The 22,430-nt window shown below is 69.9% G+C and carries 18 protein-coding genes; 9 read left to right on the top strand and 9 right to left on the bottom strand.

Features of this window, described 5'->3' with window-relative positions; all coding sequences use genetic code 11:
• Window positions 1-140: 140 nt before the first annotated feature.
• Entirely contained in the window at window positions 141-3,107 is a 2,967-nt protein-coding gene (locus tag ACFVYE_RS30595) for a BTAD domain-containing putative transcriptional regulator (protein WP_383970508.1), read from the bottom strand.
• Between the two features lie 263 nt (window positions 3,108-3,370).
• Between ACFVYE_RS30595 and ACFVYE_RS30590 the strand changes: the two genes are divergently transcribed.
• Window positions 3,371-4,600 carry an amidohydrolase family protein gene (locus ACFVYE_RS30590; RefSeq protein ID WP_093894620.1) on the top strand — a complete coding sequence of 410 codons (1,230 nt, stop codon included), beginning with the start codon at window positions 3,371-3,373 and terminating at the stop codon, window positions 4,598-4,600.
• 73 nt (window positions 4,601-4,673) lie between these two features.
• On the opposite strand, the gene ACFVYE_RS30585 is transcribed toward ACFVYE_RS30590, so the two are convergent.
• Together ACFVYE_RS30585 and ACFVYE_RS30580 are read right to left on the bottom strand one after the other, a co-directional pair.
• Window positions 4,674-5,501 (bottom strand): MerR family transcriptional regulator, encoded by an 828-nt coding sequence (locus tag ACFVYE_RS30585; protein ID WP_383970511.1) that lies wholly within the window; start codon window positions 5,499-5,501, stop codon window positions 4,674-4,676.
• A gap of 174 nt (window positions 5,502-5,675) precedes the next feature.
• Complete coding sequence (locus tag ACFVYE_RS30580; RefSeq protein WP_003967102.1) at window positions 5,676-5,879, bottom strand: cold-shock protein; 204 nt, start codon at window positions 5,877-5,879, stop codon at window positions 5,676-5,678.
• Between the two features lie 375 nt (window positions 5,880-6,254).
• Between ACFVYE_RS30580 and ACFVYE_RS30575 the strand changes: the two genes are divergently transcribed.
• From ACFVYE_RS30575 to ACFVYE_RS30560, 4 genes are all read left to right on the top strand, one after another.
• A complete protein-coding gene (locus ACFVYE_RS30575) occupies window positions 6,255-7,133 on the top strand; it encodes a menaquinone biosynthetic enzyme MqnA/MqnD family protein (RefSeq protein WP_383970514.1) in 879 nt (292 codons plus the stop codon).
• A gap of 373 nt (window positions 7,134-7,506) precedes the next feature.
• A complete protein-coding gene (locus ACFVYE_RS30570; RefSeq protein WP_389607764.1) occupies window positions 7,507-9,303 on the top strand; it encodes a protein kinase in 1,797 nt (598 codons plus the stop codon).
• 72 nt (window positions 9,304-9,375) lie between these two features.
• Window positions 9,376-10,575 (top strand): cyclic dehypoxanthinyl futalosine synthase, encoded by a 1,200-nt coding sequence (gene mqnC / locus ACFVYE_RS30565; RefSeq protein ID WP_389607763.1) that lies wholly within the window; start codon window positions 9,376-9,378, stop codon window positions 10,573-10,575.
• 7 nt (window positions 10,576-10,582) lie between these two features.
• Window positions 10,583-11,209, top strand: a complete 627-nt coding sequence (locus ACFVYE_RS30560) for a hypothetical protein (RefSeq protein WP_389607762.1) — start codon at window positions 10,583-10,585, stop codon at window positions 11,207-11,209.
• A gap of 30 nt (window positions 11,210-11,239) precedes the next feature.
• On the opposite strand, the gene ACFVYE_RS30555 is transcribed toward ACFVYE_RS30560, so the two are convergent.
• Window positions 11,240-11,860, bottom strand: a complete 621-nt coding sequence (locus tag ACFVYE_RS30555; RefSeq protein WP_383970538.1) for a DUF3152 domain-containing protein — start codon at window positions 11,858-11,860, stop codon at window positions 11,240-11,242.
• A 246-nt stretch (window positions 11,861-12,106) separates the two neighbouring features.
• On the opposite strand from ACFVYE_RS30555, the gene ACFVYE_RS30550 reads away from it, so the two are divergent.
• Both ACFVYE_RS30550 and ACFVYE_RS30545 read left to right on the top strand, forming a co-directional pair.
• Window positions 12,107-12,799, top strand: coding sequence for a demethylmenaquinone methyltransferase (locus tag ACFVYE_RS30550; RefSeq protein WP_383073457.1), 693 nt, complete (start codon window positions 12,107-12,109; stop codon window positions 12,797-12,799).
• Between the two features lie 107 nt (window positions 12,800-12,906).
• Window positions 12,907-15,213, top strand: coding sequence for a zinc-ribbon domain-containing protein (locus ACFVYE_RS30545; RefSeq protein ID WP_389607761.1), 2,307 nt, complete (start codon window positions 12,907-12,909; stop codon window positions 15,211-15,213).
• A 9-nt stretch (window positions 15,214-15,222) separates the two neighbouring features.
• On the opposite strand, the gene ACFVYE_RS30540 is transcribed toward ACFVYE_RS30545, so the two are convergent.
• Window positions 15,223-15,747, bottom strand: a complete 525-nt coding sequence (locus tag ACFVYE_RS30540) for a GNAT family N-acetyltransferase (protein WP_383970541.1) — start codon at window positions 15,745-15,747, stop codon at window positions 15,223-15,225.
• 97 nt (window positions 15,748-15,844) lie between these two features.
• Between ACFVYE_RS30540 and ACFVYE_RS30535 the strand changes: the two genes are divergently transcribed.
• The gene (locus ACFVYE_RS30535; protein WP_383970529.1) at window positions 15,845-17,128 is read left to right on the top strand and encodes a geranylgeranyl reductase family protein; all 1,284 of its coding nucleotides are present in this window, start codon (window positions 15,845-15,847) and stop codon (window positions 17,126-17,128) included.
• Window positions 17,129-17,550: 422 nt separating this feature from the next.
• On the opposite strand, the gene ACFVYE_RS30530 is transcribed toward ACFVYE_RS30535, so the two are convergent.
• The 3 genes from ACFVYE_RS30530 to ACFVYE_RS30520 all read right to left on the bottom strand — a co-directional run bounded on the left by ACFVYE_RS30530 (window position 17,551) and on the right by ACFVYE_RS30520 (window position 20,438).
• Complete coding sequence (locus ACFVYE_RS30530; protein ID WP_389607760.1) at window positions 17,551-18,780, bottom strand: MraY family glycosyltransferase; 1,230 nt, start codon at window positions 18,778-18,780, stop codon at window positions 17,551-17,553.
• A gap of 66 nt (window positions 18,781-18,846) precedes the next feature.
• Complete coding sequence (locus ACFVYE_RS30525; protein ID WP_383968355.1) at window positions 18,847-19,080, bottom strand: hypothetical protein; 234 nt, start codon at window positions 19,078-19,080, stop codon at window positions 18,847-18,849.
• Window positions 19,077-20,438, bottom strand: a complete 1,362-nt coding sequence (locus tag ACFVYE_RS30520) for an acyltransferase (RefSeq protein ID WP_389607759.1) — start codon at window positions 20,436-20,438, stop codon at window positions 19,077-19,079. The genes ACFVYE_RS30525 and ACFVYE_RS30520 overlap by 4 nt, the downstream gene beginning before the upstream one ends.
• 219 nt (window positions 20,439-20,657) lie before the next feature.
• Between ACFVYE_RS30520 and ACFVYE_RS30515 the strand changes: the two genes are divergently transcribed.
• Window positions 20,658-21,074 carry a hypothetical protein gene (locus ACFVYE_RS30515; RefSeq protein WP_383968360.1) on the top strand — a complete coding sequence of 139 codons (417 nt, stop codon included), beginning with the start codon at window positions 20,658-20,660 and terminating at the stop codon, window positions 21,072-21,074.
• A gap of 82 nt (window positions 21,075-21,156) precedes the next feature.
• Here the strand turns inward: ACFVYE_RS30515 and ACFVYE_RS30510 are convergent, their stop codons facing one another.
• Window positions 21,157-22,380: an MFS transporter gene (locus ACFVYE_RS30510; RefSeq protein ID WP_383968362.1), complete on the bottom strand. Its 1,224-nt coding sequence runs from the start codon at window positions 22,378-22,380 to the stop codon at window positions 21,157-21,159.
• Window positions 22,381-22,430 lie beyond the last annotated feature (50 nt).

The following is a 22,430-nucleotide window of genomic DNA, read 5'->3' as shown; positions in this document are numbered from 1 at the left end:
GGACGGGCCTCTGTCAGGGCCGCTCACCTTAGTGGTGTGGCCGCTCGTCGCCCCGTCTGCCCCCCGACGCGACGGATCGACAGGCATGAGCTTGCCGTCCGGCGATAAACGAACGATGAACGCCGTGAGGGGGCGGGCTGCTACGCCTGCTCTGCGTTCACGCGCATGAGGAGCCGGCGAACATCGGCCGCCTCGTCGGAGCCGAGTTCCTCGTATATCGCCAGGGCTTCGCGCCAGCAGACCAAAGCCCGTCCCGACTGTCCGATTCCGCCGAGGGCGTGTCCGAGAACGGTAAGCACATTGCCCCGGCGCCATTCTCCGCCGATCCCGCGCAGGACGGTCAGCGCCATCTCTGCCTTGGAAGCAGCCTGAGCCGGACTGTCTCCCGCGAGGTCTGCTTCGGCAAGGCGAAAGAGCGTCATGCCTTCCCAGAGCCGCTGGCGGCTGTCGCGGAAGATTTCCAGAGCCTCCAGGAAACTGTTGGTCGCCTCTGCAAGTTCCCCGCTCCGGGTCAGCGCAATCCCCAGGGCGTATCTGGCGTTTGCTCCCCGCAGCGAGTGCCCCATGCTGTCGTAGATGTCGATTCCCTTCCGGGCAAGTGCGACAGCACTCGCCGTACGTCCCATGGCGAGGTGGACGCGCGACAGGTTGCACAGCGACGAGGCTTCTCCTGGGAGGTTCTCGCCGAGGCGGAAGTCTTCGATGGCCTGAGTCAGGTGCTTCTCGCCGTCCTCGTGGCGACTCTGGTAGATGGCAATGACCCCGCGGTGATTGGCTGCCCAGCAGTTGGGGAGCGGGTCTTGAGTGTCATGTGACAACTCCAGTACGTGGCTGGCCTCTTGGTCAGCTTGATCGAACCGGCCCGCGACGAGATGGGCGTTGCTCAATGTGACGAGAGCGCGCCGCTCGGCGCGGATATCGCCGCATGCGCGTGCGGCATCCAGCATGAGCGCGGCAGCTGTTTCGTACTGCTTGGAGTTGGCTCCCGACTCAGCCAGGTCCAATGCGGCCCATAGAAGGTCGATCGCTCGGCGGAGCGCGTCGGGACCGGAGGACTGGCATACGCAGGCCAACAATGTGCCTGCTTCTGCGTAGAGCCAGTCCTGTGCGTCGTGCCGGTTGGTGAACCGCAGCCCCGTGTGACGCGTGGGCTCCAGGTGATCCACCAGCCGATCCCCCGGCCGCTCCAGCGCGTAGACCCCCGCCGCCGTGGCCAGATAGAAGTCCAGCAGCCGCGACAGCGCAAACTCCCGCTCCTCCGGCGGCTGTTCGTCCCGTTCCGCGCAGGAACGCGCGTAGAGGCGTACCAGGTCGTGGTAGCGGTAGCGGCCCGGTGCCGCCGACTCCACGAGGCTGGTGTCGACCAGGGCCTCCAGCAGATCTTCCGCCGTGTGTACGTCCAGGTCGAGCAGGGCTGCTGCCGCCGCCAGGGAGATGTCGGGGCCGTCGGCCAGGCCCAGGAGGCGGAAGGCGCGGGCCTGGGCGGGTTCCAGTTGGCCGTAGCCGAGTTCGAAGGTGGCCTTCACCGCGAGGTCGCCGGCCTGGAGTTCGTCCAGGCGGCGGCGTTCGTCGGCGAGTTTGGCGGCCAGGACGGAGACCGTCCAGGTGCGGCGTGAGGCCAGGCGCGAGGCTGCGATGCGGATGGCCAGGGGGAGGAAGCCACAGGCGGCGACCACGTCGAGGGCGGCCTCGCGCTCGGAGTGGATGCGCTCCTCGCCCACGATGCGGGTGAAGAGCTGGAGCGCCTCGTCCGGGGACATCACGTCCAGGTCGACCAGGTGCGCGCCGGCCAGGTCGACCATGCGGACGCGGCTGGTGACCAGGGCCGCGCAGCCTGCGGTGCCGGGGAGGAGGGGACGGATCTGGGCCGCGTCATGGGCGTTGTCGAGGAGGATCAGTATGCGGCGGCCGTCGAGCGTGGAGCGGTAGAGCGCGGCGCGTTCGTCCAGGGAGTCGGGGATCGCCGAGTCCGCCGTGCCGAGGGCGCGCAGGAAGGCGCCGAGGACCGTCTCCGGTTCGGCGGCGCGTGCGCCGGCGCCCTGGAGGTCCACGTACAGCTGGCCGTCCGGGAAGTGCTGGCGCGCCTGGTGGGCGACGTGCACGGCGAGGGTCGTCTTGCCGACGCCGCCGATGCCGGCCAGTGCCGAGACGGCCATGACCGAACCCTCGGCGGTCGCCAGCCGGTCGCCCAGTTCGCGGACGAAGGAGGCGCGGCCCGTGAAGTCGGGAACGGTGGCCGGCAGTTGGGCGGGGCGCACCGGTGCGGGGGCCGGGGCCGGTTCGTCGGCCGGGCGGGCCAGTTCCTCGTCGGCCTGCAGGATGCGCTGCTGGAGCTGGGAGAGCTCGGGGCGCGGGTCGACGCCCAGTTCGTCGGCGAGCAGCCGACGGGTGTCGGCGTACACCGCGAGCGCCTCGGCCTGGCGGCCGCTGCGGTACAGGGCGACCATGAGGAGTTCGCGCAGCCGTTCACGCAGCGGGTGTGCGGCGGTGAGCGCGGTCAGTTCGGAGACCGCCTCCGCGTGGCAGCCGACCTCCAGGTCCAGGTCGAGGCGGGTCTCGGTGAGCTGGAGCCGCCATTCCTCCAGACGGGTGCGCTGATTCTCGGCGTACGGTCCGGGCACGGAGGCCAGGGCCTCGCCGTCCCACAGGCCGAGCGCCTTGTTGAAGAGGGCGCGGGCCTGGGTCCGGTCGCCGCCGGCCCGGGCCTTCTCCGCCTCGGCCGCCAGTTCCTGAGCCATGGTCAGGTCGACGGCGTCGTGCCTGGTCCGGATCGCGTATCCGCCGGCGTCGCTGACCAGCGTCTGCGGGTCGAGGAACTTGCGGAGCCGGGAGGCGTACGTGCGTACGGCGGCGAGCGCCTGCGAGGGCGGGTCCTCGCCCCAGATGGCGTCGATGAGTTCGGAGGCAGTGGCCGTGCGGCCGCCGCGCAGAAGCAGCGCGGTCAGCAGGGCGCGCTGCTGAGGCGAACCGGACGGCAGCGCCTCTCCGCCCCGCCATGCCCGTACCGGGCCGAGCACGGAAAAGCGCAGATCGGTGCCGTCGGCCGACCGCTGCCCAGGAGCGCGCTGCTCCGGAACATGCATGCGCGGCCCGTTGTCACGGTCCATTGCTGCCCCCTGCCCTGCTCGCCCCGCCGGTCCTGCCGATCGTGCTGGTGCTGTCTGTTTTGGATTGCCCGCCCATGTGCCGGTCCGGTGCGGGTGGATCCGGATTGCTCGGTACCGCTGGTATCGCGCTCAACAGTCTGCCTTGTTATGGGCGGACACGTCAGCAGTGGGTGTCTCTCTGCACAAGCCCTCGACAACGATTGCGGGACGGGGGCCGGTACAGATAGCTGACGGTTCGTCAGGTTAACGCTACCGTGGTAGACATGGAGACCTTCCCGAAGATCATCTCGGTGGACGACCACACGGTGGAGCCCGCTCATGTCTGGCGGGACCGGCTCCCGTCCAAGTACCTTGACCGAGGCCCGCGTATCGTCCGCGCACCGCTCAAGGAAATGACCTTCATGGGTGGCAAGTTCGCGCCTGTGATGGGTGCGAAGGGTGACGACGGGCCGATCGGCGACTGGTGGGTGTACGAGGATCTGCACCGCCCGCTCACCCGGCTCGACACCGCGGTCGGCTACGACCGGGACGAGATCAGGCTTGAGGTCATCACGTACGAGCAGATGCGCCCGGGTTCGTTCTCGGTCCCCGACCGGCTCGCCGACATGGACGTCAACCACGTCCAGTCCGCCCTCTGCTTCCCCACCTTCCCCCGTTTCTGCGGTCAGACCTTCACCGAAGCGAAGGATCGCGAGCTGGGGCTGCTCGGGGTGCGGGCGTACAACGACTGGATGGTGGAGGAGTGGTGCGGGCCCGAGGCGCGGGGCCGGCTCATCCCGCTCACCCTGATCCCGCTCTGGGACGCGCAGTTGGCCGCGGACGAGGTCCGGCGGAACGCGGCGCGCGGTGTGCGCGCGGTGGCGTTCTCCGAAATACCTCCGCATCTCGGGCTGCCGTCGATTCATACGGACGAGTGGGATCCGTTCCTGCGGGCCTGTGACGAGACGGGGACGGTGATCGCGATGCATATCGGCTCGTCCTCGAAGATGCCGTCCACCTCGGCGGACGCCCCGCCAGCCGTCGGTTCCACCATCACCTTCGCCAACTGCTGCTTCTCGATGGTCGACTGGCTGATGAGCGGCAAGTTCGAGCGGTTCCCGAACCTGCGGATCATGTACGCGGAGGGCCAGATCGGCTGGATTCCGTACATCCTGGAACGCGCCGACGTGGTCTGGGAGGAGAACCGGGCCTGGGGTGGCGTCGCCGACAAGGTCCACCGTCCGCCGTCGGAGCTGTTCGCCGAGCATGTCTACGGCTGCTTCTTCGACGATGCCTTCGGGCTGAAGAACCTCGACTCGATCGGCGTCGGGAACGTCCTGTACGAGACGGACTACCCGCACTCCGACTCCACCTGGCCCAAGTCGCGCGAGGTCGGCGAGGCGCAGATGGGGCATCTGGACGCCGATGTCGTGGACCGGATCGTGCGCCGCAACGCGATCGACCTGCTGGGGCTGACGGACGACGGGCTGTGGGCGGGGCCCGGAGGGCGGTAGGGGGTGCCAAGGAACGTGACACCCGGGGTGCGGGGTGTCACGTTCTTTTCGGCCTGTGGACGTCCGAGGGGGATCAGGCCCTGGTGACCGGCTCCTGGAGTTCCGTCACCCACTTGTCCCGGTCCTCGGGGCACTCCAGGCTGATCTCGCGGGCATATCCCGCGGACCGGTAGCCGTTGGCGTCGATCCAGCGGGCCAGGGTCTGGGCCGTCGGCAGTACGCCGTCCATCGAACCCCGGTGGACAATGGTCGCCGCCTCGAACGGGGGCAGTTCGACCACCGTGATCCCGGTGTCGCCGAGCGGGCCCACCGGGGCGGAGACCGTCACCCCGGCGTGGACGACGACCGCGCCGCCACCCTCCGGAGCATCCTCGTAGTGTGCGATCCCGGGGCCGCTCGGGCTGACGCCCACTGTGCCCAGCAGCGGGAAGAGCCGGTCGTACAGCGGGCCGATCACCGGAGTGATGTCCTTTGGTTCGTAGCCCGCCGCGGTGCCGGTCAGCTCGGCCACCCGTACCGCGGCAACACTCTTGACCACCACATCGTCCGCAGACATGCGTCCCTCGCTCTCGATCGACCGGAGCCTCGCCTCGACCTGCGCCAGCCGTGCGGCCGCAGCCGCCATGGCCTCCTCCAGCTCCGCCCGCCGCAGCCGCAGCATCCCGCGCAGCTCCTCCGATCCCACCTGCTCGTCGAGGATGGCCTGCACCTGCTGGAGCGTGAAGCCGAGATCCTTGAGGGCGATGATGCGGTTGAGGCGTGCGAGCTGGGCGGCCCCGTAGAAGCGGTAGCCGGTGGCGGGGTCGGTGCGGTCGGGGTGCAGGAGCCCGATGGCGTCGTAGTGGCGCAGCATCCGGGCCGACACCCGTCCGTACCGGGCGAAGTCTCCGATGGTGAACATGATGTCTCCGACTGCACTGCTTCACACGGTGTCAAGGTCAAGCATCGCAGCGCCCCGATGCCGCCGAGAAGGGAAGAGGCGGGAGGAAAGGCAGGAGCCCCGTTCCCCCGCCGAAGCGGAGGAGCGGGGCTCCTTGGGTACTACTAGCCGGCCGCGATCGGCCGACCCGGGCAACTAGGCCGGGGTGACGTTCTCAGCCTGCGGACCCTTGGGTCCCTGAGTGACGTCGAAGTTCACGACCTGGTTCTCCTCGAGGGAGCGGAACCCGGACGCGTTGATCGCGGAGTAGTGGACGAAGACATCCGGGCCGCCGCCGTCCTGGGCGATGAAGCCGAAGCCCTTTTCAGCGTTGAACCACTTGACGGTTCCGGTAGCCATAAGCCCTCCTTGGGCCAAAGGGTTGCCCTGCTCCAGAACCTGCAAAGAAGTCTGAAAACTACAAAAGCCTGCGGGTTACATGCTCCGCAGGCTCTGTACTGCAAGGGAAACCAAACTGCAACTTGCGTCGAGCCTAGCACGCAGTGTGTACGGAAGGGTAGAGGGAAAGATCACTTCACTCGGATGTTTGATAGCTGTGCCGATGAGCTGACGAAGTGGGTGTCCCGGAGGGTGTTGTGGAGGTGCGTTCAGGGGGTACGGGGAAGGCTTTGGCGCGCTCCCCGTATCGGTATCGGTGCGCCCCGGGAGTGGGATCGGGTGACGCCCCGCGCACCCGGTGCCGTCCGGGCGGCGCCACGGGTCTAGCCTCGCGATGTGGACAATTCAACCGTCTCAACCGTCGCAGGCGACGACCGTCGCAGCCGGCCGCGCGTCGGCCACATCCAGTTCCTGAACTGCCTCCCCCTGTACTGGGGACTGGCGAGAACCGGAACCCTGCTCGACCTGGAGCTCTCGAAGGACACCCCGGAGAAGCTCAGTGAGCAGCTGATCAGGGGCGATCTGGACATCGGCCCCGTCACGCTGGTGGAGTTCCTCCGCAACGCCGACGACCTGGTCGCCTTCCCGGACATCGCGGTGGGCTGCGACGGGTCCGTCATGTCGTGCGTGATCGTGTCGCAGGTGCCGCTGGACCAGCTGGACCGGGCCCGGGTGGCGCTCGGTTCGACCTCGCGCACCTCCGTGCGGCTGGCCCAACTGCTCCTCGCCGAGCGGTACGGGGTCAACCCGGACTACTACACCTGCCCGCCGGACCTCGGCGTGATGATGCAGGAGGCGGACGCCGCCGTGCTGATCGGCGACGCCGCGCTGCGCGCCAACCTGCACGACGCGCCCCGGCTCGGTCTCCAGGTCCACGACCTGGGCCAGATGTGGAAGGACTGGACCGGGCTGCCGTTCGTCTTCGCGGTCTGGGCGGCCCGCAAGGACTATCTGGCGGCCGAGCCCCACCACGTGAGCAAGGTGCACGAGGCCTTCCTGGCCTCGCGGGACGTCTCCCTGGAGGAAGTCACCAAGGTCGCGGAGCAGGCGGCGCGCTGGGAGGCCTTCGACGCGGAGGTGCTGGAGCGGTACTTCACGACCCTGGACTTCCGCTTCGGCCCGGACCAGCTGGCGGGTGTACAGGAGTTCGCGCGCCGGGTCGGTCCGACGACCGGCTTCCCGGCGGACGTGAAGGTCGAGCTGCTCGGCGGCTGACCGGGCGGCGGGGCGGGGCGGGACGCCGGACGCGCGCCGAGTACGCCGTGCGCGGGAATGGCTGGGGGTATAGGGGAATCCTGTACCTCTGCGGCGGATATCTCTTCCCGCCCCGCTCTCCCCTTCTCCCGGCACGGCTATCGATTCGGGTTAATACGCGTCGAATAGTCGATTCCCGGATGGTGTCCGGGGAGAGTCCCGGTCGTGTACCGGAATCGCTCGGGTGAACGACGCATTCACGCCTTTTGTTGTGTCGAAAGCCGTTGTTCGTTCCCTTGGGGGTGAAATCGGCGGATGGTTTCCTCTGTGACCCGATGACCTTCGCCCCCTAGGCTTCGGTCGGAGGTCCGGCCGGTCCACAGGGGGAGTCCATATGCAGCCGCTGGAAGCCGGCGAACCGCTGACCATCGGTGCCTACCGACTGCTCGGCAGGCTCGGTGCGGGCGGCATGGGCCGGGTCTATCTGGGGCGCAGCGCGGGCGGACGTACCGTCGCGGTCAAGGTCGTGCACCCCCACTTCGCTCTCGACGAGCAGTTCCGGGCCCGCTTCCGGCGGGAGGTGGACGCGGCGCGGCGGATCGGTGCGCAGTGGACGGCGCCCGTCCTGGACGCCGACCCGGACGCCCCCATTCCATGGGTCGCCACCGGCTATGTGGCCGGGCCCCCGCTGTCCACCGCGGTCGCCGAGCACGGGCCGCTGCCCGAGCACGCGGTGCGGACGCTGGGTGCCGGACTCGGGGAGGCGCTGGCCGCGGTGCACGAGCAGGGCCTCATCCACCGCGATGTGAAGCCGTCCAACGTGCTGCTCGCCCTCGACGGCCCCCGGTTGATCGACTTCGGGATCGCCCACGCCGTCGGTGCCACTGCCTCGCTCACCTCCACCGGAGTCTCCGTCGGCTCGCCGGGCTACATGGCACCGGAGCAGATCCGGGGCGTGGACATCTCGGGCGCGGCCGATGTCTTCTCGCTCGGCGCTGTGCTCGCCTACGCGGCGACCGGTACCGCCCCCTTCCTCGGCGACTCCTCGGCCGTACTGCTCTACAAGGTGGTGCACGAGGAGCCCGAGCTGGGGGAGCTGGAGGGGGAGTTGCGGGACGTCGTCGCCGGGTGTCTGGAGAAGTACCCGGAGGACCGGCCGACCCCCACGGAGCTGGCCCGGCAGCTGGCGCCGGGCGGGGCTGCGTCGCTGGTGGCGGCGGGCTGGCTGCCGGGTCCTCTGGTGCGCGAGGTCAGCCGGGCGGCGGTCGCACTGCTGGACCTGGAACCGCAGGACGCGCCGGTGCAGTCGGGGCCGGTGCCGTTCAGCAGTGCGGCGTGGGGCGCGAACGGCGCCAATGGCGGGGGTGGTGCGGGCGGTGGGTTCGGTCCGCCGATCGAGCCGTTCCCGACGCATGAACCGACTCGGCCGCCCCGGCCGAACGGGCCGCCCTCGTGGCCGGCGACCGCCGGTATGGCCGAGTCCGCCGGGACGTCGCGGCCGACCGGGGCGTCCGGGCTGCCCGGGCAACGTACGCCCGACCCCCGTTTCTCCGTCACCGTCAGCGTGGACTCCGCCCCGGCCCGCCCCGATGCGAACCGCGGCCGGAGGCTGAGCTGCACCGTCGCCCTCGCCGTGGCGGGCGCCCTCGCCGCCGTGACCGTGGGCAGTGCGTACATCTTCGATCTGATGCCGGGAGGCGATGGCAGCGACGCCGCCGAGAACGGCGGTGTCGGCCACACCCCGCCGGCCGCCACGTCCTCCGGGCGGCCGTCGCAGCCCTCCGACTCGGGTACGGGCGGCCCGGAGCAGATCAGCGAGCTCCCGAAGGCGTTCATCGGCACTTGGAAGGGCCCGGTAACCGAGAAGGCCTCCGGGCAGCCGCACGGCACGCTCACCGCCGTGTTCACCGCAGGGAAGAAGGGCACGGACGTGGTCCGTATGACCACGGAGGTCAGCGCTCTCGGACTGACCGTCCGCTGCAACAGCGTCGCCACCCTCTCCTCCGGCACCGACAAGGAACTGACGCTTCGGGAACGCGCCGATCCGGAGCGCCCCGGCGACCCGACCCTCTGCACCTCCACCACCACCGACGTCCACTTCACACGTGCCACCGACGGCACCCTCCGCTTCCGGTCCGAGGAGAGCGGCGCGGGCCGTCCGTACGGCACGCTCACCCGGTCCGGCAGCTGACCCCGGCAGGGGCTGGCGTAGGCTGAACCGGTCCGTAGATCCCTTGAAAAACCGCCGAAAGGTGACAGCCCGGTGACCGAGAAGGCCGACCTTCAGCCCATCCTCGACCGAGCCGCCGAGGGCGGTCGGATCACTCCGGAGGAGGCCCTCGACCTCTACCGGTCGGCACCGCTGCACGCACTGGGTGCGGCCGCCGATGCCGTACGCCGACGCCGTTACGCCGGTACGGAGCACATCGCGACGTACATCATCGAGCGCAACATCAACTACACGAACGTGTGTGTCACGGCCTGCAAGTTCTGCGCCTTCTACGCCGCGCCCAAGGACACTGCCAAGGGCTGGTCCCGCGACCTGGACGACATCCTGCGCCGCTGCGCGGAGACCGTCGAACTCGGCGGTACGCAGATCATGTTCCAGGGCGGGCACCACCCGGACTACGGCGTCGAGTACTACGAGGAGCACTTCTCCGCCATCAAGAAGGCGTTTCCGCAGCTCGTCATCCACTCGCTCGGCGCCTCCGAGGTCGAGCACATGGCCCGGATCTCCAAGGTCTCCGTCGAGGAGGCCATCCAGCGCATCCACGCCGCCGGTCTCGACTCCTTCGCGGGAGCGGGCGCCGAGCTGCTGCCGGCCAGGCCGCGCAAGGCGATCGCCCCGCTCAAGGAGTCCGGTGAGCGCTGGCTGGAGATCATGGAGGCCGCGCACCGCCTCGGTGTCGAGTCCACCTCCACCATACTGATGGGCACCGGCGAGACCAACGCCGAGCGCATCGAGCACCTGCGGATGATCCGCGACGTACAGGACCGGACGGGTGGCTTCCGCGCGTTCATCCCGTACACGTACCAGCCGGAGAACAACCACCTGAAGGGCCAGACGCAGGCGACGCTCTTCGAGTACCTGCGGATGATCGCCATCGCCCGGATCTTCCTCGACAACGTCGCGCACATCCAGGGCTCCTGGCTGACCACAGGCAAGGAGGTCGGCCAGTTGTCGCTGCACTACGGCGCCGACGACCTCGGCTCGATCATGCTGGAGGAGAACGTCGTCTCCTCGGCCGGTGCCAAGCACCGCTCCAACCGGCTGGAGATCATCGACCTGATCCGCAAGGCGGGCCGTGTACCGGCGCAGCGCGCCACGACGTACGAGCACCTCGTCGTCCACGACGACCCGGCGAACGACCCGGTCGACGAGCGCGTCGTCTCGCACATCTCGTCCACTGCGATCGAGGGCGGCACGGCGCATCCGGAGCTGAAGCTCCTGAACGCCAACTGAGGCCGCTTTGCTGACGGTTCATGCCGCCGACGCGGTGCAAGGCGCCCCGGACGGGGCGGACTCCGTGGCCGTGGACGGCGGTGTGGTCGTCGCCATCGGTACGTACGGGGAGCTGACCGCCGCCCGCCCGCAGGCCCGGATCCGGCGGTGGTCCGGGCTGATCACCCCGGGGCTGCTGAACGCGGGAGCACCGGCGCTGCTGGAGGCCGCCTACCATCCGGATCCGCGCGAGGCGGACGAGCTCGGCGGCGACCCGCTCACCGGTGACGCGCTCACCGCACTCGGCATGGACGACGCCCGCTGGGGCGCGAGTGCCCGGCGCGGGCTGCAACGGATGCTGCGGCACGGCACGACCGCCGTCCGGGGCCCCTTCACCCGCGCCGCCGTGCGCACCGCTGTCGCCCGCTCGGGACTGCGCGTCCATCCCCCGGGACCGGCACCCGAACCGGTCTCCCTCGACCCGTTGGCGTCCCTGCCGGAGCCGGCCGACGCGTTCGCGGTGACGCTGGCCGTCGGCGGGCCCGCGGATCTGGCGGTGTTCGGCGTACGGGACCTGGCGGCGCCGCGCACCGAGGGCGCCGGGAGCTGCACGGCGACGGTGCTCGGCGGACGGCTGGTCTTCCGCCGCAGCTGAGGTCTGTCCGGTGTTCCGGGGGCGGATCCGTCACGGTACCGGCGGGCCGCCCAGGTAGTGGCCCTTGGCGTCGTACGGCCAGGGGTTGGAGACGCACCCCTTCAGTCCGTAGATCTGCTGCATCATCGCGGGGGCGGGGCGGCCCTTGCCCGGGCAGGTCTCGTGGCCGTTGCCCAGCCAGTGTCCGACCTCGTGGTTGATGATGAGGGCCCGGTAGTCGGCGAGGGGGCCGTGGAATTCGGGTGATCCCTGCTGCCAGCGCTTGAGGTTGACCATGACGTCGGCGCCGACCCGGCAGTTGACCTCGCCGTGGGTGTCCAGGCCGCTCCGCCCGCAGATGGCGTCGGTGGTCCTGGGGGTGGCGATACGGATGACCAGTCCCGCCGGACCGTGGGTCACCTGGCGGAAAGTGTGCTCGCCATGGTGCGACCAGCCCCGTGGCGCAGTCAGGACGCGGGCGATCTCGGCGGCGGCACGGTCGGGGTCGACGCCCGAACCGTCCTCCACCTCGACCCGGTAGGCGTTGCCCTTGCCGGTGTCCGAGGCGCCTGCGCGGGCGACGGTGAACGTGCCGATGTCCGACGAGGTCCCGGAGGCGGACGGTGCGGCCGTCCTCCCCTCGGCGTCGGTGCTCCACCGGGGCCCCACCACGGCGGCGGCACAGATCAGCGCCGCCGGGACGACAGCAGCGACGAACAGCCGTTTCCGCCCGCGTTCCGGCCGCAGCCGCCGACGCGCCCCCTGTGCGGACATCTGGGCTCCCCCCTGGTTCCCGGTGGCTCTGCGTTCTGTGTTCCCTTCTGTACTGACTGCCGGTGGACCCAATTGGTTCAGTCCACCCGGGGCCGACTCGCGACCGGCGCGAAGCACCGCAGACCGGGCTGCTTGAATGGGTGGGTGACCCGAGCCTCCCTGGACAAGCAGCCGCACGAAGTCGCCACGATGTTCGACGACGTGGCGGCGAACTACGACCTCACCAACGATGTGCTGTCGCTCGGCCAGGCCCGGCTGTGGCGCAAGGAGGTCGCGAAGGCGGTGCACGCCCGGCCCGCGGAGAAGGTCCTCGACCTGGCCGCGGGCACGGCGACGTCCTCGCTGCCCTTCGCCGCGACGGGCGCGTACGTCGTGCCCTGCGACTTCTCCCTCGGCATGCTGCAGGAGGGCAAGAAGCGCAACTCCTGGCTCCCCTTCACCGCGGGCGACGCCACCAGGCTGCCGTTCCGCGACGAGACCTTCGACGCGGTGACGATCTCCTTCGGGCTGCGCAACGTCCAGGACACGGATGCGGCGCTGCGCGAGCTGTACCGGGTGACGAAGCCGGGCGGCCGGGTGGTGATCTGCGAGTTCTCGCAGCCGACCTGGACGCCGTTCCGCACGGTGTACACCGAGTACCTGATGCGGGCGCTGCCGCCGGTCGCGCGCGCGGTGTCGTCCAACCCCGACGCGTACGTCTATCTCGCCGAATCCATCCGCGCCTGGCCCGACCAGGCCGGGCTTGCGGCGAAGCTCCAGCGGGCCGGCTGGTCGAAGGTCGCCTGGCGCAATCTCACCGGTGGTGTGGTGGCGCTGCACCGGGGCGTACGTCCTTGAAGTAACGCTCTGGTGACTCCCGTTGACGGGAACCGGACGGTGGGGAAGATGTGTCCGTTGATACGCCACACGTCTTCCCCGCCCCCGTCCCTGCCGCCGGAGCTCTCATGCCGTCGTACTGCCCCTTCTGTGGAACACCGGCCCCGGACGAGGCGCGCTTCTGCATGAAGTGCGGGCGCGAACGGCCGACCGTGGAAGCGGCGCCGGCCGTCCCGCCGACGATGCCTGACGCGCCGCCACGGCCACCGCAGCTCCTGCCGCACCAGCCCGCACCGCACGAGCCGCCCCAGCCTCCGCCGCCCGGCTATGCGCCGATGCCGGCCGCCCCGCCGCTGCCGGGGCCCGCCGGGCCGTCACCCTTCGGCGCGTTCCTCGGCCGGGCCTTCCGCGGCGACTGGGTGGGTTCGGCGAAGGCGGCGGCCTGGCCCACCGGGCTGATCCTCGCCCTCGCCGTGGCGCTCGCCATCCCCTCGTACGGCCAGGGTGACGACGTCGTCGTCGGCTGGAGCGACCGGCTGCGGATCGCGCTGGCGATGCTGCTCCAGGCGTTCGGCGGCGGCTTCGAGGTGCGGTCCACCAGTCCGGGCGGCGGCCTGGACGGCGACGGCTTCGACGGCAGCGGGTACGACTTCGGAGGCGGCGTTTCGCAGGGCGGCGCCACGCTCTCCGTGGTCCCGCTCACGGTCACCGTGCTGTGGGTGGGTGCGCTGTTCCTGGGCGCCCGGTCGGCCCGCAGACAGGGCGGTGGCATGGAGGCGGCGGTACGGATCGGCCTGGTGGCCACCGCCGCCGTCCTGGTCATCGGGCTGTTCGCCCAGCCCGATGTCGCGGGTGTCTCGATCTCGTCCACACCGCTGCTCGCCGCGCTCGGGGCGCTGGTGATCTCGTTGCTGGTCACCGGCGGCGTACTGCAGCGCGACGCGTCGGCCCACTGGCTGGCCGCGCGGCCGGTCGCGCACACCGTGGTCCGGGCGGCGGGGACGGCGGTACGGGCGCTCGGCGTCGTACTGCTGCTCTGCACCCTGATCGGCTTCATCGCGTACGCCAATGCTGACGGTGTGGACGGCGAAGCCATGCTGATCGCGCTGCCGTTGCTGCCGAACATCGGTCTGATGGTGCTCGGGCTGAGCTGGGGCACCCCGGTCGAGTACGACATGCGGGGGCAGGTGAGCTACCTCGGCTCCAACCTGGAGCACGGCGGCTTCGGGCTGTCCGAACTGGGCAAGGAACTGAACGGCTGGGCGGTGGCCGGAGCGCTGGTGACCGGTGTCGTCTGCGCGCTGACGGTGGGGATCTCGGCCGCGCGGCGCTCGGCGGACCGGCGCGAACAGGCCACCGTGGGTGGGCTGTTCCTGGCGATGTTCCTGGTGCTGTGCGGGTTCAGCGGGGTGTCCACACAACTGTCGGGCGGCGTCGGGGACGTGGGCGGCCAGGGCACGGCGGAGCTCGCACCGAGCGTGCCGGACGCGCTGCTGTTCGGGCTGTTGTGGGTGGGCGGCGCGGTGTTCGCGGCGCCGCATCTGCTGCGGCTGCTGGGGCGGCGGACACCGATGCCGACGCAGCCCGGCGTGGCGCCGACAGCGCCGACTGTCCCGATGACCCCGGCCCCTTACGACCCGCACACCGTCCAACTCGCAGCCGCACCGGCACTCGCACCGGCACCGGCACTCGCACCCGCACCCGTCCCCGCGCCACCCACGCCTCCGGCCGGCGCCCGTAAGCGCACCGCCCTCATCTGGACCGGCACCCTCGTCGCGGCGCTCCTCGTCGGCGGCGGCGCGAGTGCCGGCGTACTGGCCCTGACGGACCGGGGATCCGACGGCACGGCCAAGGACGACAAGCCCGCCGCGTCCCCGAGCAGCCGGGCCCCGGCAGCCGACCCGTCGCAGGAGCAGGCCTCCTCCGACAGCCCGGCCCCGTCCGACAGCCCGATCCCGTCCGGGAGTTCCTCCGCCCCCACCGTCCCAGAGGGCTACCGGCTCGTCTCCGACACCGCGGGCTTCTCCTTCGCCGTCCCCACGCTCTGGGACCGGCAGAGCGAGAAGAACCACCAGATCACCTACGCGGGCTCCACCGGCCGGGCCGAACTCAAGGTCGGCGTCATCCGCAACGCCCCGTACAGCTCGTACGAGAACTTCCAGACGCTGGAGCGGACCGCCGACGCCAACCAGAAGAACTACCGACGGCTGCAGCTGTCGGCCAACACGTTCCAGGGACTGCAGGGCGCGATCTGGGAGTACACGTACGAGGACCGGGACAGCGGCGAGACGATCCACGCGATCGACCAGAGCTACATCGCGGACGACGGCACCGAGTACGCCATCTACACGACCGAGCGCGACACCGACTGGCCGCAGACGCGGCAGATCTTCGACACGGCCCTGGCCACCTGGATGCTCAACGACATCGACTGATCCGGCTCGTCACGCATTCAGCGCCAGCCGGAAGCACTGCACCACCTGTCCCGCCCGCTCAGCCGTGAAGCTCTCCGCCCGCTCCATCCCCAGCCGCCGGGCCACGGCGATCGACCGTTCGTTGCGCGCGTCGATCGTCGCCACCACCCGCTCCACCCCGGCCGCGCGCAGCCGGTCCAGAGTGAGGCGCGCGGCGGCGGTGGCGTAACCCCGGCCCCAGGCCGGCCGGGCCAGTCGCCAGCCGATCTCGATCTCGCCCACCGGGCCGTACGCGGTCTGCGGCCAGGGCTGGGCGCCGGTGAAACCGGCGACCTCGCCGTCCTCACCGAGCACGGTCCACAGGCAGTAGCCGAGTTCGGCGTCGTGTCTGCGCTGGCGGGCGGTCCACTCCTCGTACAGCGAAAGCTCCGCCGACGTACCGCCGAAGAACTCCATCACCTCGGGGTCGTCGAACGCCCGGTGCCAGGAGAGGGCGTCCTCGTCCGTGGGGACACGCAGCTGTACGGAGGGGGCGACGGGGGGCACGGTCGACATCGGGGAGCCCTTCGGAAGGTTGATCAGCAGGCCCCCATAGACTGCACGGGACATGTGCCGCGCGGCACGCGATTTCGAGTCTTCGGGAGATCCGACCGTGACCGAGCCCCTCTCCGAACACAGCGCGGATGTGATCGTCGTCGGGGCAGGCCCAGCCGGCTCCACGACCGCGTACTACCTCGCCAAGGCCGGACTCGACGTTCTCCTGCTGGAGAAGACCGCCTTCCCGCGCGAGAAGGTGTGCGGCGACGGCCTCACCCCGCGCGCCACCAAGCAGCTCGTCTCCATGGGCATCGACATCTCCGAAGAGGCCGGCTGGCTGCGCAACAAGGGTCTGCGCATCATCGGCGGCGGCGTCCGCCTCCAGCTGGACTGGCCGGATCTCGCCTCGTACCCGGACTACGGACTGGTCCGCAAGCGCGACGACTTCGACGAGCAGCTGGCCCGCCAGGCGCAGAAGGCGGGCGCGCGGCTTCACGAGCGCTGCAATGTCGGCGCCCCGATCGTCGACGACCGCACCGGCCGCATCACCGGCGTCAACGCCAAGCTCGGCGAGGAGAAGACCCCGGTCACCTTCCACGCCCCGCTCGTCGTCGCCGCCGACGGCAACTCCACCCGGCTGTCGCTCGCCATGGGCCTGCACCGCCGCGAGGACCGCCCGATGGGCGTGGCCGTGCGTACGTACTTCACCTCGCCCCGCCACGACGACGACTACCTGGAGTCCTGGCTGGAGCTGTGGGACCGCCGAGGCCCCCAGGACCGGCTCCTGCCCGGCTACGGCTGGATCTTCGGCATGGGCGACGGCACGTCCAACGTCGGCCTCGGCATCCTCAACTCCTCCTCCGCCTTCAAGGAGCTGGACTGGCGCGAGGTCCTCAAGGCGTGGTGCGCGTCCATGCCGCAGGACTGGGGCTACACCCCGGAGAACATGACGATGCCGATCCGCGGCGCCGCCCTCCCGATGGCCTTCAACCGCCAGCCGCACTACACCAAGGGCCTGCTGCTCGTCGGTGACGCGGGCGGCATGGTCAACCCGTTCAACGGCGAAGGCATCGCGTACGCCATGGAGTCGGGCCAGATCGCCGCGGACGTCATCGTCCAGGCCCACGCCCGCGCGACCCCGGCCCAACGCGAACTGGCGCTGAACAACTACCCGAAGGTGCTCAAGGAGACCTACGGCGGCTACTACACGATGGGTCGCGCCTTCGTGAAGCTGATCGGCAACCCGAAGGTCATGAAGATCGCCGCCCAGCGCGGTCTGACGCACCCGCTGCTGATGAAGTTCACGCTGAAGATGCTCGCCAACCTGACCGACCCGACGGGCGGCGACGCGATGGACCGGATCATCAACGGGCTGTCGAAGGTGGCCCCGAAGGCCTGAGCCGCCCCCCGGACCGGCCACGGCCGCTCAGTCGGTGAGCGCGGCCGTGGCCGGTCCTCTTGATGTACGCATGCCCACAAAGGAGCAGCGACCGGCTGCCGGTCGGCTGCGGCACGGGAAGACATCGCGGGTGGTGCACCGCGGTGGTACTGGGGGTGCCGGCCAGGAACGGTCCGGTGGCCGCCGCGGCCCCGATCGCCCCTGCCCCGGCCAGGAACCTCGCCCGGCTGATTCCTCCACTGCGCTCGTCGCGATGCACTCCGACTCCCCGGTTGGTCGGCGGTTCACGTGTCGCCGCCAGTCTGCCGAGCGGGTGCGGGGGCGGGCGTCCCCCGAAAGCCTGCGGGTGCGCGACCAAGGGATGAACCGGGCGCAGGGAGCGGCTGCTCAGGTCGCGGCGCCCGGTGAGCAGAGCACCGCGGTCACCTGGTCGGCACCCGGCGTTCCTCGTCGGCCTCGGTGCGCCTTCCGCCGGTGGCGACCACGCGGCCCCTGGGCCTGCGCGGCAGCAGGCGGCGGGTGAGGCCGGATTCGTAGCGGGGCTGGAGCAGCAGGATCAGGCCCACCACGCAGACGAACGCGACACCGAACAGCATCCAGGACTTGGCGCCCCGCGCCGAGTAGGCCACGATCCCGAACGAGAACAGCGCCGACCAGAAGTACATGAGCAGCACGGCCCGGCGGTGCGAGTGGCCGAGCTGGAGCAGGCGGTGGTGGAGGTGGCCCTTGTCGGCGGCGAAGGGGGACATTCCGTTCCACGTACGCCTGATGACGGCGAGCAGGAGATCCGCGACGGGCAGCGCGATGACGGACAGCGGCAGCATCAGCGGAATGTAGACCGGCACCATCGCGGCCGACCCGGACCTGCCGTCCAGCGACTGGTTGAGGAGGCTCGGGTCGACCTCGCCCGTCACCGAGACCGCGCACCCGGCGATGAGCAGGCCGAGCAGCATCGAGCCCGAGTCGCCCATGAAGATCCGGGCCGGATGCGAGTTGTGGATCAGGAAGCCCAGGCACATGCCCGCCAGGATCGCGGAGATCAGCGTGGTGGACGCGGCGGCCTCGATCCCGTAGCCGTACCAGAGCCGGTACGCGTACAGGAAGAACGCCGTCGCCGCGATGCCCACCGTGCCCGCGGCCAGCCCGTCGAGCCCGTCGACGAAGTTGACCGCGTTGATGGAGACGACGATCAGCCCCACGGTCAGCAGCGTGCCCTGCCAGTCGGAGAGGTAGATCCCGTCGGTGCCCGGCACTGGGAGCCAGAGGATCGTGAGCCCCTGGAAGGCCATCACTCCGGCGGCGAGCACCTGGCCGCCGAGCTTGACCAGCGAGTCGACGCCCCATTTGTCGTCCAGGACGCCCAGGAGCCAGATGAGCGCGGCGCCGGACAGCAGTGCCCGCGGCGTCGAGCTCTGGGTGAAGATGTCTTCCAGATGCGGCAGGTGGGAAGCGACCAGCAGCCCGGCCACCAGCCCGCCGAACATGGCCACGCCGCCCAGGCGCGGGGTGGGTTCGCGATGGACGTCGCGCGCCCGGATCTCGGGCATCGCGTCGACGGAGATCGCGAACTTCCGTACGGGGCCGGTCAGGAGGTGGGTCACGGCCGCCGTGATGAACAGCATGAGCAAGTAGTCCCGCACGGGCGGCCTCACATTCCGGCCCAGCGGGCCGATACCTGAGCCCGATCGATGCCCTCGCTGCGCCCAGGCGAGCCTAACTCATACGGATTTCTGTGCGACGGGGAGCGGGGCGGGACGGTGGTGGGTGCGGGCGTCGAGCGATACGTACGTCAGCGGGCGGACGTGCCATTCGATGTGCCGGCCGCCGCGCAGCATGAGCGTGAACCCGCAGGGTTCGCCGCGGTGGAGCGCCCCCAGGGCCTGCACCCAGCCGCCCTGGTCCGATCCGGACGCCGAGCCCCCCGACCCGCACTCAGGGCGCGAGGCCGTCATCCGCTGCCCTGCCGGGAGAGAACCCGGGCATCTTCATGGTGCACAGCCAACTGAACGGGCACGGTGCGAGCGCCTTGTACGGCAACGGCCTTCGGGGCGTTCTTCTCCCGTACGACGAGCAGCCCTGCCAGCACCAGCAGCACCCAGAGCACCGGACCGAGCGGGTTGCCGGGGGAAATGAACCCCTGTGCGGCAAGTCCGAGGAGGCCGCCGGCGGAAAGCATGGCCGCGAGAAGGACCTTGCCGAGGCTCATGTCCGATGCCGCACCGGAACGGCGACGGAATTCGAACCGGCCGAAAATTCTGGTGAAGCACACCAGGAAAACTCCCGAAACACCGACCCACAGCGGTGCCACCGCGAACCACACCGGGCTGCCGGGCTTCGGTGTCGCGAAGCCGAGTCCGACAATTGCGATTCCCGCCGTCATCACGAGCGCGGGCATGTGCCAGAGGTACAGGGTCATGAATCGGGTTCCGCACCACTGCAGAAAGGATGTGACCAGTGGACGTCCGGCGAACCGCGTCATGGCCGGCTTGAGCGTCAGCCAGAGTCCGAGCTGACCGATCGTCAGCGACATCATCACCGCGGTCGGAGGGCTCATGTTGGAGACCGGGGCCCCGGGCATTCCGATCATGGATGCCGGGTAGGGCCCGAAGAACACAGCGGCCGCGGTGAGTCCGAAGCCGACAGCGGCCAGACCCGCCGATGTCCACCTGCTCGGCATGCGCAGACCGCCGTCGGCGTAGTGGAAGCCGAACTGGTGGGCTGCCAACCAGACGAACAGGGCGTTCAGGAAACCGATCGCGGGGCTGACCTCGAAGCGCAGCACATCGACGACCAGGGCACAGACGGCGAGTACGCCGATCACACGCCATCCGTACCGGCGGTACCACCTGAACATCACCGGCGTGAGCGCGACCACGAGCACGTAGACGGCGAGGAACCAGAGCAGTTGCCCGGCTGTCCTGCCCGCCAGCAGCACGGGTTGCTGAGGCACCCCCGCGCCGATCAACGCGTGGGGCAGCAGCAGCCACACGGCTGCCAGGGGTATGACCGGCACCAGGAGACGCGCAATTCTGCTCCGGAGCCAGGTGTGCACCGATTTCGCCGATCGGAACGAGAAGAAATTGGCGGCTCCGCCGGCGAAGAACACCATGGGCATGACCTGCGTCAGCCATGTGACAATCCACCAGCCAGGACTTGCGAGAGCATTACCGGTGCTCAAATGCCCATTCTCATAAGCCAGTACGGGCATGAGCCAGTGCTGAGAAATCACGGCCAGCACGCATAGTGCTCTGATGACGTCTATGAATGGATCGCGACCGCGACCGGGCGAATGAGCGTGCGTTTGCTGCATGCAATCATCGTGCAGTCAGCAGGCGAGATGGACAGTGAAGCGGTCCACCGAATTCATTGGGGTGCCAGCACTGCGTGCCATGGTGGGGTTCTCCCCACCATGGCCGCGATCGCCAGGTCGGGCCGGCCGAGGCCGGTGTCGCATTCTCCATGCCCGGGGCGGCAGCCGGCCCTACGCTGGTGCGGTCCGACCGGGCAATTCCGTCAAATGGAGGATCATATGCGCGCACGCCTCGCCGCCGTCGTCGGAACGGTCGTCCTGGGCGCCGGCATGCTGGTCAACGCACCCAGCGCCCACGCGGCCGACCCTGTCACCGAGTTCGACGTAACTGTCGGGAACACCTACACCAGAGGCACGATCACCTGGCACAACCGGTCAGTCACCGTGGCAGGCGAACAGAAGTCGGTTTCCTCGTCGAACTGCCGGGGAACCACCGCTTTCACCCTCGATGCCAACAACAAGCAGTTGGGCCTCAACTACACCTCCCGAACTTGCGGCGCCAGTGAGACGTTCACCCCGTTCGTCGTGCCGGCGGACGTTCCTGGCGGAGCCGCAGTCGTGCGGATCTGCCTCGACGACGGCGCGCTCCCGGCGACCTACTTCAGCTGCAAGCGTTACGGGCGCCCGTCGAGTTGACCCGGGTCCTGAAGGACGAGGCTTGGGGGGACCGTCCGACCAACTGTTGGGCGGGTTCCTCCGTCCGGGCGCCCCTTGGAGGTCATCTCGATCGGTGAGCCCCCGCGACGCCGAGGCGCCCGGAGCATGGCCCCGCCACGACCACCATGAGAGCCGCGACCGCGCCGCCGAGCAGCATGACCGCCGACACGGACAGGTGGTCGAGGACGGCTCCGCCCGCCAGGGCGCCGAGGGCGAAGGTCGCCTGGAAGGACGCGGTGAACAGGACGGACGCCGCTTCGGGCGCATCGGGCGCGGCCTTGGCGAACCAGGTCTGCGAGCAGACCGGTACCGCACCGTAGGCGACCCCCCAGACGACCAGCAGCGCGACGGCTCCGGCCTCCCACCTGCCAAGGACCGGGAGCAGTGTGGTCGCGGCGGCGATCATTCCCGCGGCGAGGCAGATCGCGGTGCGCGGACGGCGCGACACAAGTGAGCCGCCGACGAAGTTGCCGATGATGCCGGCGGTGCCGTAGACGAGCAGGAACACCGTGATCAGCGCCGGGTCGGCGCGGGTGACCTGTTCCAGAAAGGGGGTTACGTAGGTATACGTGGAGAAGTGGGACAGGACGATGAAGAAGGTGAGGAGCAGTGCGAACCGGGTGCCGGTCCGGCCGAGCACGGTACGGAGCACGCTCACGCGAGTGACCTGCGTCGGGGGCAGGGCCGGAATCACCAGGAGCATCAGGGCCAGTACGCCCACGGCCAGCACCCCCATGACCACGAATGCGGTCCGCCAGCCGGCCAGGCCGCCGATGAACGTACCGGCGGGGACACCGAGCACAGAGCCCAGCGGGACCGCCGAGAAGATCACCGCTGTTGCCCGGCCGGCCGATGCCGGGGGGACCAGCCGCCCGGCCAGTCCGGCCCCGATGGACCAGAAGCCGCCGATGGTGATCCCGAGCATCACCCGGGAGACCAGGACGAGGCGGTAGTCCGTCGCGGCGGCGGTGAGAAAGTCGGCCAGGGCCAGCAGGAGCATGAAGGCGCAGAGCATCGCACGCCGGTCGGCGCGGGCCGTCGCCACGGTGACCAAGGGGGCCGAGACCGCTGCGAGGAGTCCGGGCATGGTCATCATCAGGCCCGCCGTGCCGTCCGAGACGGCGAAGTCGGACCCGATCGACGTCAGCAGACCGATGGGCAGGATCTCGGTGGTGACGATCGAGAAGATGCCCAGCATCACGGAGACGACGGCGAGCCGGCCGCGCAAGGGGGCGGGGGGTGGGGAGGTGGCTTGTTCGAAGGGAGTGGTGGCCGCGGTGGTCATGGCGGGCGCCGTCCTGTGCTCGGTGACGAATGGGCTGTTCAACCCAGTTC

Origin of the sequence: Streptomyces sp. NPDC058239, assembly GCF_042882185.1 — a bacterium.
Taxonomy (GTDB): Bacteria; Actinomycetota; Actinomycetes; order Streptomycetales; family Streptomycetaceae; genus Streptomyces.
The sequence above is the reverse complement of the archived record's forward strand: the minus strand, read 5'-3'. Positions and strand labels throughout refer to the sequence as shown.